Source organism: Halomonas ventosae (assembly GCF_004363555.1).
GTDB lineage: Bacteria > Pseudomonadota > Gammaproteobacteria > Pseudomonadales > Halomonadaceae > Halomonas > Halomonas ventosae.
Window position 1 is genome coordinate 32,126 of the sequence record NZ_SNZJ01000021.1, and the last position, 17,008, is coordinate 49,133.

The window sequence follows — 17,008 nt, forward strand, 5'->3', positions numbered from 1 at the left end:
GGCCCGCTGACGACAGCGGACACCTTGGGTGAGTACAATGAGGCCCATTGTAGCGAGCCTTAGGCCCCCATGAGCAAACGCAAGTTGAGCCGCCAGCAGCGCTGGCGCATCGAGAAGGTCCAGGCAGAGCGCGCCCGACGCGCAGACCGGCGCGACTCCCGGGACGGGGAGAAGCTGGCCGCCGGCGAGTACGGGCCCGAGCAGGGCGGCCGGGTGATCGCCCACTTCGGCCGCACCCTGGACGTGCGGCCCGACCAGGACGGTGAGACCGTGCGTTGCCACCTGCGCGCCAACCTCGAGGGACTGGTGACCGGCGACCGGGTGATCTGGCGCGCCGCCCATGACGCCAGTGACGGCGTGGTGGTGGCCCGGGGCGAGCGCGACAACGTCCTGGAGCGCCCCGATGCCCGCGGCCAGCTCAAGCCCGTGGCCGCCAACATCGACCAGATCCTGATCGTCTTCGCGGTGGAGCCGGCGCCCCATGCCAACCTGATCGACCGCTACCTGGTGGCCGCCGAGGCCACCGGCATCGCCCCGGTACTGGTGCTCAACAAGGTCGACCTGCTGCCGGCACACGGCGGTGAACTGCGCGACCTGCTGGGGCGCTACGAGGGCCTGGGCTACCCGGTGGTCACCACCACCATCGAGCGCGAGGGCGGACTCTCGGCCCTGCATGCGCGGCTGGCCGGACGCACTTCGGTCTTCGTGGGTCAGAGCGGCGTGGGCAAGTCCTCGCTGATCGACCGCCTGCTGCCGGACGAGGAACTCCGCATCGGGGCGCTGTCAAAGGACACGCGCAAGGGCACCCATACCACTACCACCGCGCGCCTCTACGCCCTGCCGAGCCCCGCCTCGGGCGAAACCAGCGAGGGCGAGCTGATCGACTCGCCGGGGATCCGCGAGTTCGGCCTGGGCCATCTGGACGAGGAGCAGGTCACCGAGGGCTTCATCGAGTTCCGCGACTTCCTGGGTCACTGCCGCTTCCGCGACTGCCGCCACCGCCATGAGCCGGGCTGCGCGCTGCTCGCCGCCGTGGAGCGGGGCGATATCCATCCCGAACGCTTTGCCAGCTACCGACGCATCCTCGAGAGTCTCGGGGAGGCCTGACGCCAGGTGCCTGCCTCTAAAGGCACCTGAATCAAGGAGTCGATTTTACGGAGCTGAATTTAAGGAGAATGTGCCATGAGTTCCGAAGACAACCTGCTCCCGCTGATCATCGAGCCCGACCAGCTCGCCGAGCACCTGGACGAGCCGTCGCTGCTGGTCATCGACGTGCCGCTCAGGGCCGAGAGCTACGGCGAGGGGCATGTCCCGGGCGCCGTCTTCCTGGATCATCGCCTGCTGATGCGCGGCGAGGACCCGGCTGGCAATAGCGTGCCCAACGAGGTGCCCACGGTCCAGGCGCTCTCCCGGCTGTTCTCGTCGCTCGGCCTGACCCGGGACACCCATGTGGTCGCCTACGACGACGAGGGGGGCGGCTGGGCCGGGCGCCTGCTGTGGACCCTGGAGCTGATCGGCCACACCCGCTACTCCTATCTCAATGGCGGCATCCATGCCTGGCGGGAGGCCGCCCGGCCCGTCTCCACCGAGCCAAGCGCTCCCCGTCCCAGCGACTACGAGGCGGAGATCCTGCACCCCGAGGTCGCCATCGATCGTCTCGAGCTCCAGGAGCGCCTGGGCGAGAAGGGGTTCGCCGTCTGGGATGCCCGCTCGCGGGCCGAGTACGACGGCGAGAAGGGTAACAACACGCGCCTCGGCCATATCCCGGGGGCGGTGAACATGGAGTGGACCGACGCCATGGACCGCGAGCATGGCCTGCGGATCCGCGACTATGCGGAGCTCGTCACCGAGCTCGAGGCGCTGGGCCTGACCCCTGACATGGAAGTGGTCACCCACTGCCAGAGTCACCACCGCAGCGGCTTCACCTGGCTGGTGGGCAAGGCGCTGGGCTTCGAGAAGATCCGCGGCTATGCCGGCTCCTGGAAGGAGTGGGGCAACCGCGACGATACGCCGATCGAGACATAGGACACCCCCTTGCCACTCTCCCGACTGTTTGCCCTGATCCAGTACCCGCTGCCCCACCACCTGCTCTCGCGGCTGGTGGGTGCGCTCGCCGACTGCCGACTGCCGTGGCTGAAGAATGCGCTTATCCGCGCCTTCATCCGGCAGTTCCGCGTCGACATGGACGAGGCCGCCGAGCCCGACCCGACGGCCTATGCCACCTTCAACGACTTCTTCACCCGCGCCCTGGAGGAGGACGCCCGCCCCCTCGGCGAAGGCCTGGTCTCCCCCGCCGACGGCACCCTCTCGCAGTTCGGTGCCGTCGAGGCCGGCCAGCTGCTCCAGGCCAAGGGCCACCGCTTCTCGATGATGGAGCTGCTCGGCGACGACGGCGAGGCGGCGCGCCGCTACCTCGACGGCAGCTTTGCCACCGTCTACCTCTCGCCGAGCGACTACCACCGGGTCCACATGCCCGCCAGCGGCACCCTCACCGAGATGGTCTACGTGCCGGGCCGGCTGTTCTCGGTGAATGCCGCCACCACCGAGCATGTGCCCAACCTCTTCGCCCGCAACGAGCGGCTGGTGTGCCACTTCGACACCGAGCACGGCCCCATGGTGGTGGTGCTGGTCGGGGCGATGATCGTCGCCGCCATCGAGACGGTCTGGGCCGGCCAGATCACCCCGCTCTCCGGCGAGGTGCAGCGCGTGCGCTTCGACACCCCGGTGCGCCTCGAGAAGGGCGAGGAGATGGGCCGCTTCAAGCTCGGCTCCACGGTGGTGATGGCGTTCAGCGAGCCGGTCACCTTCACCGGCGACCTCGCGCCGGCCACCAAGGTGCGGATGGGGCAGTCACTGGGAGCATTACGGCAGGACAGTTAGCGAGGGGCGCCGGGGACAGGTCGTAGAGGGGGTCCGGAGACCAGGGATGGCGGAGGTAGCGTACAAGGATGTATTCACAGCGCCCCATCGACGGTCCGGCGCTCCGGGGCCTGTCCCCGGGTCAGCCCCGAGCGGCGAAGTCTGGATAACGCAATTGGCTTGCCACTAACAGCGCGGGGTAGCGAAGGCGATGACCTCCGCCACGCTCGCCTTGCCCAGCGCCAGCTGGATCAGCCGGTCGAGGCCCAGCGCCACGCCGCTGCCCTCGGGCATCCCATGCGCCAGGGCGGCCAGCAGGCGCTGGTCCACGTCCACCTCCGGCAGGCCCGCGGCAAGGCGGTCGGCGTTGTCCTGCTCGAAGCGCGCCGCCTGCTCCTCGGCGTCGGTGAGCTCGTCGTAGCCGTTGGCGAGCTCCAGCCCTTCCAGATAGAGCTCGAAGCGCGAGGCCACCCGGGCGCCGTCCTCGGGGTCGCGATGGTGGCGCGCCAGGGCGGCCTGACTGGCCGGATAGTCCACGACCACCTCGAGCCCCTCTCGCCCGAGATGGGGCTCGATCGCAAGGCTCATCAGCAGGTCGAGGCAGCCGTCGCGGTCGCTGTCGGCCATGTCCAGGCCGCCCACCTCGCCGGCCCGACGCCGCAGCTCGGCAAGCGGGGCGGTGAAGGGGTCGATGGCCAGGTGCTCGCGGAACAGCTCGCGGTAGCGGCGTCGCCGCAGCGGGCCCGGCTTATCCCCCCGTTCTCGGCCAAGCACGGTGCGGACCAGGGCAGCGGTCTCCTCGATGAGGGCATCGAGCGCAAGCCCGGGGCGATACCACTCCAGCATGGTGAACTCGAGATTGTGGCGCCGCCCCACCTCACCATCGCGAAAGCTCCTGGCCAGTTGGAAGATCGGCCCCGAGCCGGCGGCCAGCAGCCGCTTCATGGCGAACTCCGGGGAGGTCTGCAGCCAGAGCCGCTCGCGCCCGGCCGGCGTGGTCGCCTCCGCGGACAAGGAGGCCAGGTGCACCTCGGTGCTGCCGCCGTGGCCCAGCACCGGCGTCTCCACCTCCAGCACGCCGCGCTCGGCGAAGAAGACACGCACCTCGGCCAGCAGGCGGGCCCGCTCGTGCAGGGTCTCGATCGTCGCCGTGGGGCGCCAGTCGTCCGTCATCTTCCGACCTCCAGAACCGCCAAGGCCACGCCGTTAGCGTGGCCTTGAGAGCTTTATCAACAAAGCTATCGCCCTCTCCGAGCGATGCTCAGACTAGGCGAATCCCGAGTAAGGCGGCGGAGTTTAGCAGCGCTAAATGAGCAAGCCGTCTCGGGATTCAACGACGTATGAGCGAGCGCAGGAAGGGCCGCACCTCAGGCGCGGGAGACGTACTCGCCGGACCGCGTATCCACCTTCAGCACCTCGCCCTCGTTGATGAACAGCGGCACGCGAACCACGGCGCCGGAGGAGAGGGTCGCCGGCTTGGAGCCGCCCTGGGCGGTGTCACCCTTGAGGCCCGGGTCGGTCTCGGTCACTTCCAGCTCGATGAAGTTCGGCGGGGTGACGTTGATCACGTTGTCGTTCCACAGGGTCACGGTGTAGGGGACCTGCTCCTTGAGCCACTTCTCGGTATCCCCCAGGGCCTTCTTCTCCACGGCGTACTGCTCGAAGGAACCGTCGGTCTTCATGAAGTACCACATGTCACCGTCGGTGTAGAGGTACTCCATCTCCAGCTCGAGGACGTCGGCAGCCTCCAGGGAGTCGCCGGACTTGAAGGTGCGCTCCCAGACGCGGCCGGTCATCAGGTTGCGCAGCTTGACGCGGTTGAAGGCCTGCCCCTTGCCGGGCTTGACCAGCTCGTTCTCGACGATGCTGCACGGGTCGCCGTCCAGCATCACCTTCAGACCGCCCTTGAATTCGTTGGTAGAATAGTTGGCCATGATGTCTAACCCATATTCGAGCGCGCCACCGGCACTGGCCGGGGGCGCGCGCAAGCAGATGAAAGTCGACGGGGAACTCGCCCCCGTCCGCATTGACTGGTGTGTCGCATGATAACCCGAAGCAGCGCCCTTTTGCAGCGTCCCGACCGGGAGGCGCGCCCCCTCTCCCTCCAGGCACGCTGGCAGACCCAGCTGGCCAGGGCGATCCGCGACCCCCGCGAGCTGTGCCGCCGCCTGAGGCTCGACGAGACCTTCTGGCCCGGCGCCGAACGTGGCCATGACCTCTTCGAGGTGCGGGTTCCCGAAGCCTACCTGGCGCGCATCCGCCCCGGCGACCCGTCCGACCCCCTGTTGCGCCAGGTGCTGCCGCTGGCCGAGGAGGCGCTGGCCACGCCCGGCTATGTGGCCGACCCCCTCGAGGAGGCAGAACATGCGCCTGCGCCGGGGCTGATCCACAAGTATGCCGGCCGGGTCCTGCTGATCGCGAGCCCGGCCTGCGCGGTGAACTGCCGCTACTGCTTCCGCCGTCACTTCCCCTACGAGGAGAATGCGCCTTCGCGGGCGCAGTGGGACGAAAGCCTTGAGCACATCCGCCGCGATACCACGATCCACGAGGCCATCCTCTCCGGGGGCGACCCGCTGGCCGCCAGCGACCGCCAGCTGGCCTGGCTGGTCGAGCGCCTGGACGCCATTCCCCACCTCAAGCGCCTGCGCATCCACACCCGGCTGCCGGTGGTGATCCCCGAGCGCATCGACGATGCCCTGCTGGGCTGGCTATCCGCCACCCGGCTGCAGAAGGTGATGGTGCTGCACATCAACCATGCCAACGAGATCGACGAGGCCGTCATCGCCGCATGCCGCCGGCTGAGCGACGCCGGGGTGACCCTGCTCAACCAGAGCGTGCTGCTGCGGGGGGTCAACGACTCGGTGGAGGCCCTGGCCGCACTCTCCGAGCGGCTGTTCGAGGCTGGCATACTGCCCTACTACCTCCACGTGCTCGACCCGGTCGCCGGGGCGGCGCACTTCGACGTGGCCGACCTTGATGCCCGCGAACTGGTCGCGGGCCTGCGGGAAGTCTTACCGGGCTTCCTGATGCCCCGGCTGGTGCGCGAGATCCCCGGCGAGAGGAGCAAGACGCCGCTGTAACCACAAGCTGCAAGCTGCAAGCTGCAAGCTGCAAGCTGCAAGCTGCAAGCTGCAAGCTGCAAGTCAGAAGCGTGTGATTGCTCCAATCAAGAGAAAACCCGAAGGTCTCAGCCTTCGGGTTTTCTTGTAGCTCGGCGCTTGTAGCTCGGCGCTGTTAAGCCAGTGACGCTGCGGTCACATTGGGTGCCGGCGCTTCGGTGGAGAGCTTGCGGTTGATGGCGCTCATCACCCCCTTGATGGAGGCACTGGTGATGCTCTCGTCGGTGCCCACGCCGAACACCGCCTCACCGCCGACGCGCACCTCCACGTAGGCGATTGCCTCGGCGTCGGCGCCCTGGCCGCGGGAGTGCTCGTGGTAGTCGATGATCTCCACGTCGTGGCCTTCGGCGGCCAGCGCCTTGACGAAGGCCGCCAGCGGGCCGTTGCCCTGGCCCTGGATGGTGCGCCGCACGCCGTGCTCCTCGATGGTCGCCTCGAGGCTCACGGTCGGGCTATCCGGCTCGGAGGACATGCGGTGGCTGATCAGGGCGAAGGGTTCGTGCTGCTCCAGGTACTCGTCGACGAAGGCCTGGTAGATCATCTGCGAGGTGATCTCCTTGCCCAGCCGGTCGGCGACCTCCTGCACCACCTGGCTGAACTCGATGGAGAGCCGGCGCGGCAGCTCGATGCCGTGCTCCTGTTCGAGCAGGTAGGAGATGCCCCCCTTGCCGGACTGGCTGTTGACGCGGATCACCGCCTCGTAGCTGCGGCCGACGTCCAGGGGATCGATGGGCAGGTAGGGAACCTCCCAGAAGTCGTTCTCTGCCTCGCGGCGCGCGGCCATGCCCTTCTTGATGGCGTCCTGATGGGAGCCCGAGAAGGCGGTGAACACCAGGTCGCCCACGTAGGGGTGGCGCGGATGCACCGGCAGCTGGTTGCAGTATTCCACCTCGCGCATGATCGGCGTGATGTTGGAGAAGTCGAGCCCCGGGTGCACGCCCTGGGTGTAGAGGTTCATGGCCAGGGTGACGAGGTCGACGTTGCCGGTGCGCTCGCCGTTGCCGAACAGACACCCCTCGACCCGGTCGGCACCGCCCATCACGGCGAGCTCGGCCGCGGCCACGCCGGTGCCGCGATCGTTGTGCGGGTGCACGCTGACGATCAGGTGGTCGCGCTTGGCGACGTGGCGGCAGAACCACTCCACCTGGTCGGCATAGTTATTGGGCGTCGCGCACTCCACGGTGGCCGGCAGGTTGACGATCATTTTCTTCTCGACGCTGGCGCCGAAGGCCGCCTCCACGGCGTCGACGATCTCCACGGCGAAGTCCATCTCGGTGGTGGAGAAGAGCTCCGGGGAGTACTGGAAGGTCCAGTTGGTCTCCGGCGCCGCCGCCATGTGCTCGCGGATGCGGGTGGTGGCGTCCACGGCGATCTGGATGCACTCGGGCTTGTCGACGTTGAACACCACGCGGCGGAATACCGGGTCGGTGGCGTTGTAGACATGGACGATGGCGTTCTTCGCCCCCTTCAGCGACTCGAAGGTGCGATCGATCAGGTGCGGGCGGGCCTGGGTGAGCACCTGGATGGTGACGTCATCGGGCACCTTGTCCTCCTCGATCAGGGCGCGCACGAAGTCGAAGTCGGTCTGGGAGGCCGAGGGGAAGCCCACCTCGATCTGCTTGAAGCCGATCTTGACCAGCAGGTCGAAGAGGCGCTGCTTGCGCTCCTGGTCCATGGGGTCGATCAGCGCCTGGTTGCCATCGCGCAGGTCGACGGCGCACCACTGGGGCGGCGTCTCGATGCGGCGGTTCGGCCACTGGCGGTCGGGCAGGTCGACGGCCACGAAGGGGCGGTACTTGGAGGCGGGGTTGTCGAGCATCATGGTGGCGTTCTCCCTGGACTGGCGATGCGGCACTCTTGCGAATACGGCTCAGAAACGGCGACGCCCCGACGGCCGGGGGCCTGTCGGGGCGTCAAGCGAGGTATCGGACACTACCGCACCAGAAATACGAACGTCATGGCGTTCGCGGCGACTCGGCACGGCATGGGCTTTCATGGAACGGCTGGGTACGGTGGCTGACATGATACGACCTCGTTTCGACCGGGACCTTCTGGCGAAGGACAGTGGCGATGCAGGCGGCATCGCCCACGCTCTCAGGAGCGGGCTAGTAGTCGTAGGTCGAGGTCGTACGCCGTCATGTTCATGCCACTAGAAAATCAGGATCGGGAGGCCTTGTCAACTCCGGCGTTCAAGCAGCGCCTCCATCCGGGAGAGCTGGTCACGCAGTTCCCGCACGTCACTGCGCAGGCCATGCAGCTCGGCGGCCTCGCCCTCGCCGCTCTCGATCTCCATCTGCACGCTCTCCTTCTGCATGACGTCGAGCACGATGCCGATCATCATGTTGAGGAAGATGAAGGCGGTGAGGAAGATGAAGGTCAGGTAGTAGACCCAGCTCCAGGCATGGAGCTCCTGGGTGGCGTACATCACGTCGGTCCAGTCCTCGAAGGTGGCCACCCGGAACAGGGTCAGCATGGCGGTCGAGATATTGCCCCACAGGAAGTCGTCCACCTCGGCAAAGAGGAAGCTGCCCAGGGCCGCGTAGATGTAGAAGATGATGAACATCAGCAGGGCCACGTAACCCATGCGCGGGATCGACTTGACCAGCGCCGCCATCAGCAGGCGCAGCTCGGGAATCATCGAGACCAGGCGCAGTACCCGGAAGATGCGCAGCAGTCGTGCCAGCAGCACCATCTCCGAGTCGTCCAGGGGGATCAGGCTGGCGGTGACGATCAGGAAATCGAAGACGTTCCAGCCACGCCGAAAGAAGTCGCGCAGGCGCTTCTCCGCCGCCATGCGGATCAGGATCTCCACCAGGAAGAACACCGTCACCGCCACGTCCATGGCCAGTAGCCATTGCTGGAAGCGGTTGGTCTCCTCGTAGGTCTTGGCACCGATCAGCAGCGCCGAGACCACGATGATGGTGATCACCGTCAGCTCGAAGGCCTTGTGCGCACGCAGCCGCTCGAAGCGGTCGCGCCAGATCTCGAAGGTCGTGCTCACTGCCGCGGCTCCTCCAGGTCCCCCTGGCGATACCCGATCAGGTAAAGCACGGCGTCGAGCCCCAGGGTGGAGATCGACTGGCGCGCCTGGGCCCGCACCAGGGGCTTGGCCCGGAAGGCGATGCCGAGCCCGGCGGCGGCCAGCATCTTGAGGTCGTTGGCGCCGTCGCCCACGGCGATGGTCTGCTCCATGGCCAAGCCCTCGCGGCGGGCGATCTCGTGGAGCAGCTCGGCCTTGCGGTCGGCATCGAGGATCGGCTCGCGCACCTCGCCGGTGACCCTGCCGTCCTCGATCAGCAGCTCGTTGGCATGGACCTCGTCGAAGCCGAGCTTCTCCTGCAGGTGGCGGGCGAAGTAGGTGAAGCCCCCGGAGAGGATCGCCGTACGATAGCCCAGCCGCTTGAGGTGGTGCATCAGCCGCTCGAGACCGTCCATCAGCGGCAGCTCCTCGGCGATCTCGGCGAGTACCGACTCGTCCAGCCCTCTGAGCTTCGCCATGCGCTCGCGGAAGCTCTGCTGGAAGTCCAGCTCGCCGCGCATGGCTCGCTCGGTGACCGCCGCCACCTCGTCACCCACGCCGTGACGGCGGGCCAGCTCGTCGATCACCTCGGTCTGGATCAGGGTGGAGTCCATGTCGAAGCAGACCAGGCGGCGATGCCGACGCCAGATGGAATCCTCCTGGAGGGCGATGTCCACGCCGTGCATGGCACCCAGCGCCAGGGCCTTCTCGCGCAGAGCGTCGAGGTCGACCTCCTCGCCGCGCAGCCAGCACTCGACGCAGGCGCCGTGCTCGGGCATGCCGCCATCCAGTGGTTCGCGGCCGGAGAGGCGGTGGATCAGCTCCACGGTCAGGCCGTGCTCGGCGGTCAGCGCCCCCACCTCGGCGAGGATCCCGGCCGGCAGGTGGGGCGCCAGCAGGGTCAGGATCAGCCGCGGCTGGCTCGCCTGCACGCTCCAGCGCTGGTAGTCCTCGGCGCTCACCTGGATCGCCTGGATGTCCAGGCCCAGGGCGTCTCCCGTGGCGGCCAGGGCGCCTTCCAGGTCGCTCTCCCGGGCGAGCCCCACCAGGGCCTCCAGGGAGAGGATGCCGAAGGTCACGCTCTGGTTGATGTCCAGCAGCCGGGCGCCGCTGGCTGCCAGCGCCTTGCCGAGGCCGGCCAGCTGGCCGGGGCGTGCCACACCGGTGGCACGGATCAGTACGCGTCGTGTCATTCGGCAATCTCCAGGCGGTCCACCTTCTGCAGGCCGCGGGGCAGCTTGCTGCCGCGCCGGCCACGTTCGCCACGATAGTAGTCCAGATCGGCGGCCTTGAGGGTCAGGTGACGCTTGCCGGCATGCACCACCAGTGCGGCGCCGGCGGGCAATACCACCAGGTCGCGCACGAACTCCTCGCGACGGGCGGCCCGGGCGCCGGGGATGTCGATCATCTTGTTGCCCTTGCCCTTGGCCATCTCGGGCAGCTGCGAGAGCTCGAAGACCAGCAGCCGCCCCTCGTTGGAGATCGCCGCCACGCAGGCCCCCTCCCCGGCCGGCACCTCCAGCGGCGGCAGCACGTTGCAGCCCTTGGGCACGCTCAAGATCGCCTTGCCCGACTTGTTCTTGCCGATCAGCGCCTCGAGGGGCGCAATGAAGCCGTAGCCGCCGTCGGAGGCGAGCAGGAAGCGCCTGTCCGGCGGTGCCAGCATCAGGCCGGCCATGTGGGCCCCGGCCGCCACGTTGACCCGCCCCGTGACCGGCTCGCCCTGGCCCCGGGCGCTGGGCAGGTTATGGGCCGACAGGGTGTAGGCCCGCCCGGAATCGTCCAGCAGCACCAGCGGCTGGTTGGTCTTGCCTCGCGCGGCCAGCGCAAACCGGTCGCCGGCCTTGTAGGAGAGGCCGGCGGGGTCGATCTCGTGCCCCTTGGCACTGCGGATCCAGCCCTTCTCGGAGAGCACCACGGTGACCGGGTCGGCGCCGACCAGCTCCACCTCGGAGAGCGCCCGGGCCTCCTCGCGCTCGACCAGCGGCGAGCGGCGGGCATCGCCGTGCGCCTCGGCGGCGTCGCGCAGCTCCTCCTCGATCAGGTCGGTGAGCTTGGCCTCGCTACCCAGCAGCTCCTGCAGCCGCTTGCGCTCGGCGTCGAGCTCGTCCTGCTCGCCGCGGATCTTCATCTCCTCGAGCCTGGCCAGGTGGCGCAGGCGCAGCTCGAGGATCGCCTCGGCCTGGCGGTCGGAGAGCCCGAAGGCCTCCATCAGCGCGGCCTTGGGCTCGTCCTCCTCGCGGATGATGCGGATCACCTCGTCGATGTTGAGGTAGGCGGCCAGCAGGCCCTCGAGGATATGCAGGCGGTCCTCGACCTTGCCCAGGCGGTGCTCGAGGCGCCGGCGCACCGTGGCGCGGCGGAAGCGCAGCCACTCGCCGAGCAGGTCGGGCAGCGCCATGACCCGCGGCCGGCCGTCCAGGCCGATCACGTTCATGTTGACGCGGATGTTCTTCTCGAGGTCGGTGGTGGCGAAGAGGTGCGCCATCAGCGCCTCGATATCGACGCGGTTGGAGCGCGGCTCGATCACCAGCCGCGTGGGCTCCTCGTGGGTCGACTCGTCACGCAGGTCGGCGACCATGGGCAGCTTCTTGGCCTGCATCTGGGCGGCGATCTGCTCGAGCACCTTGGCCCCGCTTACCTGGTAGGGCAGCGCGGTGACCACCACGTTGCCCTCCTCGCGCACGTAGCGGCCACGCAGCTTCACCGAGCCGCGCCCGCTCTCGTAGAGCTTTCGCAGGTCGCTGCGCGGGGTGATGATCTCCGCCTCGGTGGGGAAATCCGGCGCCGGCATGTGCGCGAGCAGATCCGTGGTGGTGGCCTGGGGGTGGCGCAGCAGGTGACAGGTGGCCTCGACCACCTCGTTCACGTTGTGGGGCGGGATGTCGGTGGCCATGCCCACGGCGATGCCGGTGCCACCGTTGAGCAGCACGTGGGGCAGGCGCGCCGGCAATACCACCGGCTCGTTCATGGTGCCGTCGAAGTTGGGGGTCCAGTCCACGGTGCCCTGGCCCAGTTCGGCGAGCAGCACCTCGGCGAACTTCGACAGCCGTGCCTCGGTGTAGCGCATGGCGGCGAAGGACTTGGGGTCGTCGGGGCTGCCCCAGTTGCCCTGGCCGTCCACCAGCGGGTAGCGGTAGCTGAAAGGCTGGGCCATCAGCACCATCGCCTCGTAGCAGGCGCTGTCCCCGTGGGGATGGAACTTGCCCAGCACGTCGCCGACGGTACGCGCCGACTTCTTGTACTTGGCACTGGCAGAGAGCGCCAGCTCGCGCATGGCGTAGATGATGCGCCGCTGCACCGGCTTCATGCCGTCGCCGATATGCGGCAGCGCCCGGTCGAGGATGACGTACATCGAGTAGTCGAGGTACGCCTTCTCGGTATACTCGCGCAGCGAGAGGCGCTCGACGTCGCCCTCCGCCACCTGGATATCCATGGTCATAGCACGTTGACCTTATTCGCGATCGTGGAATCGTCGAGGGCTCACCCCTCTGCAACTAGGTGCCAGTGGCTTCGAATCGCGGCTGTTCCGGGGTCAGCTCTTCGGGGAGGCGCTGTGACCCCCTCCCTGGGCGCTACCGATGCCATCCCTGGCATAGGACCTCCCCTCCGACCTGCCCCCGGCGCCGCTCGCCCTTGGCGCTTTTGGCTTGTGGCTTGGCGCTATACCTCGATATCGGCGAGGTTGCCGTAGTCCTCGAGCCAGCTCTTGCGGTCGCCGGCACGCTTCTTGGCCAGCAGCATGTCCATCATCTCCATGGTGCCGTCGCCGACCTCGCGGGTGAGCTGCACCAGGCGACGGGTCTCCGGCGCCATGGTGGTCTCGCGCAGCTGCAGCGGGCTCATCTCGCCCAGCCCCTTGAAGCGCTGGACGTTCACCGTGCCGCGCCTGCCCTCAAGCTTGCGCAGGATGGCCGCCTTCTCGCTCTCGTCCAGGGCATAGTGCACCTCCTTGCCCAGGTCGATGCGGTAGAGCGGCGGCATGGCCACGAAGACATGGCCGGCATCCACCAGCGCCGGGAAGTGGCGCACGAAGAGCGCGCACAGCAGCGTGGCGATATGCAGGCCGTCGGAGTCGGCATCGGCGAGGATGCAGATCTTGTGGTAGCGCAGCTTGGTGAGGTCGTCGCTGCCCGGATCCATGCCCACGGCCACGGCGATGTCGTGGACCTCCTGGGAGCCATAGATGTCATGGGACTCCACCTCCCAGGTATTCAGTATCTTGCCGCGAAGCGGCAGGATCGCCTGGGTCTCTCGGTTGCGAGCCTGCTTGGCGCTGCCGCCGGCGCTGTCGCCCTCCACCAGGAAGAGCTCGCTGCCGGCCGGGTCCTGGCCCGAGCAGTCGGCGAGCTTGCCGGGCAGTGCAGGGCCCGAGGTGACCTTCTTGCGCGCCACCTTCCTGGAGCTCTTCTGTCGGCGCTGGGCGGCACTGATCACCAGTTCGGCCAGCGCCTCGGCCTGGTCGACATGGTGGTTGAGCCATAGCGAGAAGGCATCCTTGACCACCCCGGAGACGAAGCCCGCCACGGTGCGCGAGGAGAGCCGCTCCTTGGTCTGGCCGGCGAACTGCGGGTCGAGCATCTTCACCGAGAGCACGTAGGAGACCCGCTCCCAGAGGTCCTCGGCGGTGAGCTTGACGCCCCGGGGCAGCAGGCTCCGGTATTCGCAGAACTCGCGCAGCGCCTCGAGCAGGCCGGACCGCAGGCCGTTGACATGGGTGCCGCCCTGGGTCGTGGGGATCAGGTTGACGTAGCTCTCGAGCAGCGGCTCACCGCCCTCGGGCAGCCACTGGATCGCCCAGTCGACGCCGTGCTCGTCATCGGCGAAATGGCCGATGAAGGGAGACTGGGGCAGCACCTCATAGCCGTCGGTGGCCTGGGCCAGGTAGTCGCGCAGGCCATCCGCGTACTGCCAGACGCTCTCGTTGCCGTCGGGCTCGACCAGGGTGACCTTGAGACCGGGGCAGAGCACCGCCTTGGCGCGCAGCAGGTGCTTGAGCCGCGAGAGCGAGAGCCGCGGGCTGTCGAAGTAGCTCTCCTCGGGCCAGAAGCGCACCACCGTGCCGCGGGCCCGCTTGGGGGCGCTGCCGATCACCTGCAGGGGGGACGCCTTGTCGCCATGCTCGAAGGCCATGCCGTGGCGGCTGCCATCACGCAGCACCTCGATCTCCAGGCGCTTCGACAGGGCGTTGACCACCGAGACCCCGACCCCATGCAGGCCGCCGGAGAAGCGGTAGCTCGACTGGGAGAACTTACCCCCGGCGTGCAGCCGGGTCATGATCAGCTCGACCCCGGAGACGCCATGCTCGGGATGGATGTCGATGGGCATGCCGCGGCCATCGTCGGAGACCTCGACGCCGCCATCCTCGAACAGCCGTACGGTGATCTCCCCGGCATGGCCGGCCAGTGCCTCGTCCACGCTGTTGTCGATGACCTCCTGGACCAGGTGGTTGGGCCGGGAGGTGTCGGTATACATGCCGGGGCGCTTGCGCACCGGCTCGAGGCCGGAGAGGACCTCGATGGAGCTGGCACTGTATTGCGTCATGCATCACCCAAAGTGGTTGCGATCGTTCGTGTCGCCCGGGATGCCGGCGCCCTCTGTCCCGGGGGCCCTGCTGCCGGACCAGCCTGGCGGCAGGCTGTGGCCACCGTGGGCAAGGAGCGCCGGCAGGTAGTCTGCCAGCGCCGCGAGCCCATGATCCCCCTGCGGGTGCAGGATCGTCCTGGCGCCGCGATACAGGGCGAAGGCCTCGGCCGGGTCCAGGGTCTCGTCGGCGGTCCCCAGCAGCAGCAGGTAGCGCTCGCCCGTGACCCGCTCGGGCGTCAGCGCCTCGAGCTCCTCGAGGTGCGCGGCGTCGATGGCGAAGCGCTCGCCGGTGTAGGCATTGTCGAAGCGCTCGCCGACCCAGTCCGCCACCAGCCCCGCCGGGGCCACCGCCGGGTTGATCAGCACCCCCGCCAGGTCGTACCGCTCGGCCACCAGGGTCGCCAGGAAGCCCCCCATGGAGCTGCCCGCCACCAGCGGCCGCGGCCCCAGCCTGGCCAGCCGCGACTCGGCCAGCGCCAGGGCCGCTGCCGGGCGGTGCGGCAGCTGCGGCGTCGCGCAGGCCAGGCCAAGCCACGCGCAGGCCTGGCGCACCAGCGCCGCCTTGGGCGAGGCGCTGCCGCTGTTGAAGCCATGGAGGTAGAGGACCCCGCTGGCGGCCGGCAGGTGCCAGGCGGCACTCAGCATACCGCAACCCCTGTACATGCAGCCAGTGTCATCGCGAGCCGCGCTCCGCCGCCCACACGGCCTCGATCAGGCCCCGGGTGGAGTCGTCCATGTCGGCGATGTCCGCCTGGTGCTCGAGGATCCGCTGGGTCTCGCCGGCGATCTTCTTGCCCAGCTCCACGCCCCACTGGTCGAAGGGATTGATGTCCCAGATGGTCGCCTGGACGAACACCTTGTGCTCGTAGAGGGCAACCAGCGCCCCGAGGGTGGCTGGCGTCAGCCGGTCGAGCAGCAGGGTGCTGGAAGGCTGGTTGCCCCGGTAGCGCTTGTGCACCGGACGCGGGCCGTCCTCCTCGATGGCCTCGTCGCCGAGCATCAGCACCCGCGACTGGGCGAAGCAGTTGGCGAGCGTCAGGCGGTGCTGTCCCATCAGGTGGTCGCGGGTGGCGGGATCCTCCACGTCGTCGTAGCGCACCTTGGGGGCAATGAAGTCGCACTCCACGGCCTGGGTGCCCTGGTGGAGCAGCTGGTAGAAGGCATGCTGGGCATTGGGTCCCAGCTGGCCCCACAGCACCGGGCAGGTGGAATAGCCGACCTCGTCCCCGTCATGGGTCACCGACTTGCCGTTGGATTCCATCTCCAGCTGCTCGAGGTAGGCGGCGAAGAACTCCAGGCGGCCGTCGTAGGGCAGGATCGAGTGGGCGCGGATGTCGAGGAAGTTGACGTTCCAGATCCCCGCCAGGGCCAGCAGCACCGGCAGGTTGTCGGAAAGCGGCGCCTCGCTGAAGTGGCGATCCATGGCATGGGCCCCGGCGAGCAGCTCGCGGAAGTGGTCCATGCCCACCACCAGGGCGATGGGCAGGCCGATGGCACCCCACAGCGAGTAGCGGCCCCCCACCCACTCCCAGAACTCCAGCTGGTGCTCCTCGGCGATGCCCCACTCGTTCATCTTCTCGGGGCTCGCCGAGACGCCGATGAAGTGCTGGCGCATCACCAGCTCGGCGTCGACGCCCTCCTCGCGGTGCTCGCCCATCAGCCGAGCCATCAGCCAGTCCCGCGCGGTGCGCGCATTGGAGAGGGTATCGATGGTGGTGAAGGACTTCGACGAGAGCACGAACAGCGTGGTCTCGGGATTGAGCCGTGCCAGGTAGTCGGCCAGCTGGGAGCCGTCCATGGTCGAGGCGAAGTGCACGTCGATGGTGTGCACCCCCTCCGGCCGATAGTCGGCCAGAGCATGGGTGACCATCAGCGGGCCCAGGTCGGAGCCGCCGACCCCCAGGTTGACCACGTCGCGGATCGCCCGGCCGGTGGCGCCCCGCCACTGGCCGGCATGGAAGCGCTCGACCATGGTGGCCATGCGCTCGAGGGTGGCGTGCACCGAGGGCACCAGGTCCTCGCCCTCCACCACCAGGCTGGCCTCCGGCGGCAGCCTCAGCGCGGTATGCAGGGCCGGCCGGTCCTCGCTGCGGTTGACCCGCTCCCCGGCCAGCAGGGCGCGGATCGCCTCGGGAACCTCGGCCTCCCGGGCCAGGTCGAGCAGCCGCTCGAGGGTCTCGTCACGCCAGCGCTGCTTGGAGAGATCCAGGGTCAGCCCCGCCGCCTGGCGGGTGAGGGCCGCGTGGCGCCCCGGCGCGCCGGTGAACAGCTCGCTCAGGTGGGTAGTACGCATCTCGCGGGCGTGCGCGGCCAGGGCCTGCCAGGCATCGCGCTGGTCGATCGTGGGGTGTGTCATGGCTTCCTCCTTGACGTCCTGTCGTGCAGCCGGCGTGGGCGAGGCGTAGAATGACGCCCCTTTCCCACG

General features: G+C 68.5%; 13 protein-coding genes. 4 read left to right on the forward strand and 9 right to left on the reverse strand.

Annotation, left to right across the window (positions count from 1 at the left end; translation table 11 throughout):
• The first annotated feature begins 69 nt into the window (after positions 1–69).
• From rsgA to asd, 3 genes are all read left to right on the forward strand, one after another.
• Positions 70–1,107 (forward strand): small ribosomal subunit biogenesis GTPase RsgA, encoded by a 1,038-nt coding sequence (gene rsgA / locus DFP85_RS15780; RefSeq protein ID WP_133637392.1) that lies wholly within the window; start codon positions 70–72, stop codon positions 1,105–1,107.
• A gap of 75 nt (positions 1,108–1,182) precedes the next feature.
• Complete coding sequence (locus DFP85_RS15785) at positions 1,183–2,025, forward strand: sulfurtransferase (protein ID WP_133637393.1); 843 nt, start codon at positions 1,183–1,185, stop codon at positions 2,023–2,025.
• A 9-nt stretch (positions 2,026–2,034) separates the two neighbouring features.
• Complete coding sequence (asd, locus tag DFP85_RS15790; RefSeq protein WP_133637394.1) at positions 2,035–2,880, forward strand: archaetidylserine decarboxylase; 846 nt, start codon at positions 2,035–2,037, stop codon at positions 2,878–2,880.
• A gap of 165 nt (positions 2,881–3,045) precedes the next feature.
• Here asd and epmA read toward each other — a convergent pair whose 3' ends face one another.
• Together epmA and efp are read right to left on the reverse strand one after the other, a co-directional pair.
• A complete protein-coding gene (gene epmA / locus DFP85_RS15795) occupies positions 3,046–4,032 on the reverse strand; it encodes an EF-P lysine aminoacylase EpmA (RefSeq protein WP_133637395.1) in 987 nt (328 codons plus the stop codon).
• A gap of 194 nt (positions 4,033–4,226) precedes the next feature.
• Complete coding sequence (gene efp / locus DFP85_RS15800) at positions 4,227–4,793, reverse strand: elongation factor P (RefSeq protein ID WP_133637396.1); 567 nt, start codon at positions 4,791–4,793, stop codon at positions 4,227–4,229.
• 108 nt (positions 4,794–4,901) lie between these two features.
• Here efp and epmB point away from each other — a divergent pair, with 108 nt between their 5' ends.
• Complete coding sequence (gene epmB / locus DFP85_RS15805; RefSeq protein WP_133637397.1) at positions 4,902–5,939, forward strand: EF-P beta-lysylation protein EpmB; 1,038 nt, start codon at positions 4,902–4,904, stop codon at positions 5,937–5,939.
• 154 nt (positions 5,940–6,093) lie between these two features.
• On the opposite strand, the gene leuA is transcribed toward epmB, so the two are convergent.
• From leuA to pgi, 7 genes are all read right to left on the reverse strand, one after another.
• Complete coding sequence (gene leuA, locus DFP85_RS15810; protein ID WP_133637398.1) at positions 6,094–7,800, reverse strand: 2-isopropylmalate synthase; 1,707 nt, start codon at positions 7,798–7,800, stop codon at positions 6,094–6,096.
• A gap of 354 nt (positions 7,801–8,154) precedes the next feature.
• Positions 8,155–8,979, reverse strand: a complete 825-nt coding sequence (locus DFP85_RS15815) for an ion transporter (RefSeq protein WP_133637399.1) — start codon at positions 8,977–8,979, stop codon at positions 8,155–8,157.
• Positions 8,976–10,190 carry a phosphoserine phosphatase SerB gene (serB, locus tag DFP85_RS15820; RefSeq protein WP_133637400.1) on the reverse strand — a complete coding sequence of 405 codons (1,215 nt, stop codon included), beginning with the start codon at positions 10,188–10,190 and terminating at the stop codon, positions 8,976–8,978. Before serB ends, DFP85_RS15815 begins: the two co-directional genes overlap by 4 nt.
• Positions 10,187–12,439: a DNA topoisomerase IV subunit A gene (gene parC, locus DFP85_RS15825; RefSeq protein WP_133637401.1), complete on the reverse strand. Its 2,253-nt coding sequence runs from the start codon at positions 12,437–12,439 to the stop codon at positions 10,187–10,189. The genes serB and parC overlap by 4 nt, the downstream gene beginning before the upstream one ends.
• Positions 12,440–12,660: 221 nt before the next feature.
• Complete coding sequence (gene parE, locus DFP85_RS15830) at positions 12,661–14,541, reverse strand: DNA topoisomerase IV subunit B (protein ID WP_133637402.1); 1,881 nt, start codon at positions 14,539–14,541, stop codon at positions 12,661–12,663.
• A gap of 3 nt (positions 14,542–14,544) precedes the next feature.
• Positions 14,545–15,228: a YqiA/YcfP family alpha/beta fold hydrolase gene (locus tag DFP85_RS15835; protein ID WP_133637403.1), complete on the reverse strand. Its 684-nt coding sequence runs from the start codon at positions 15,226–15,228 to the stop codon at positions 14,545–14,547.
• A 28-nt stretch (positions 15,229–15,256) separates the two neighbouring features.
• On the reverse strand, positions 15,257–16,939 hold the full coding sequence (pgi, locus tag DFP85_RS15840) for a glucose-6-phosphate isomerase (RefSeq protein WP_133637404.1): 1,683 nt from the start codon (positions 16,937–16,939) through the stop codon (positions 15,257–15,259).
• Between the last annotated feature and the right edge of the window lie 69 nt (positions 16,940–17,008).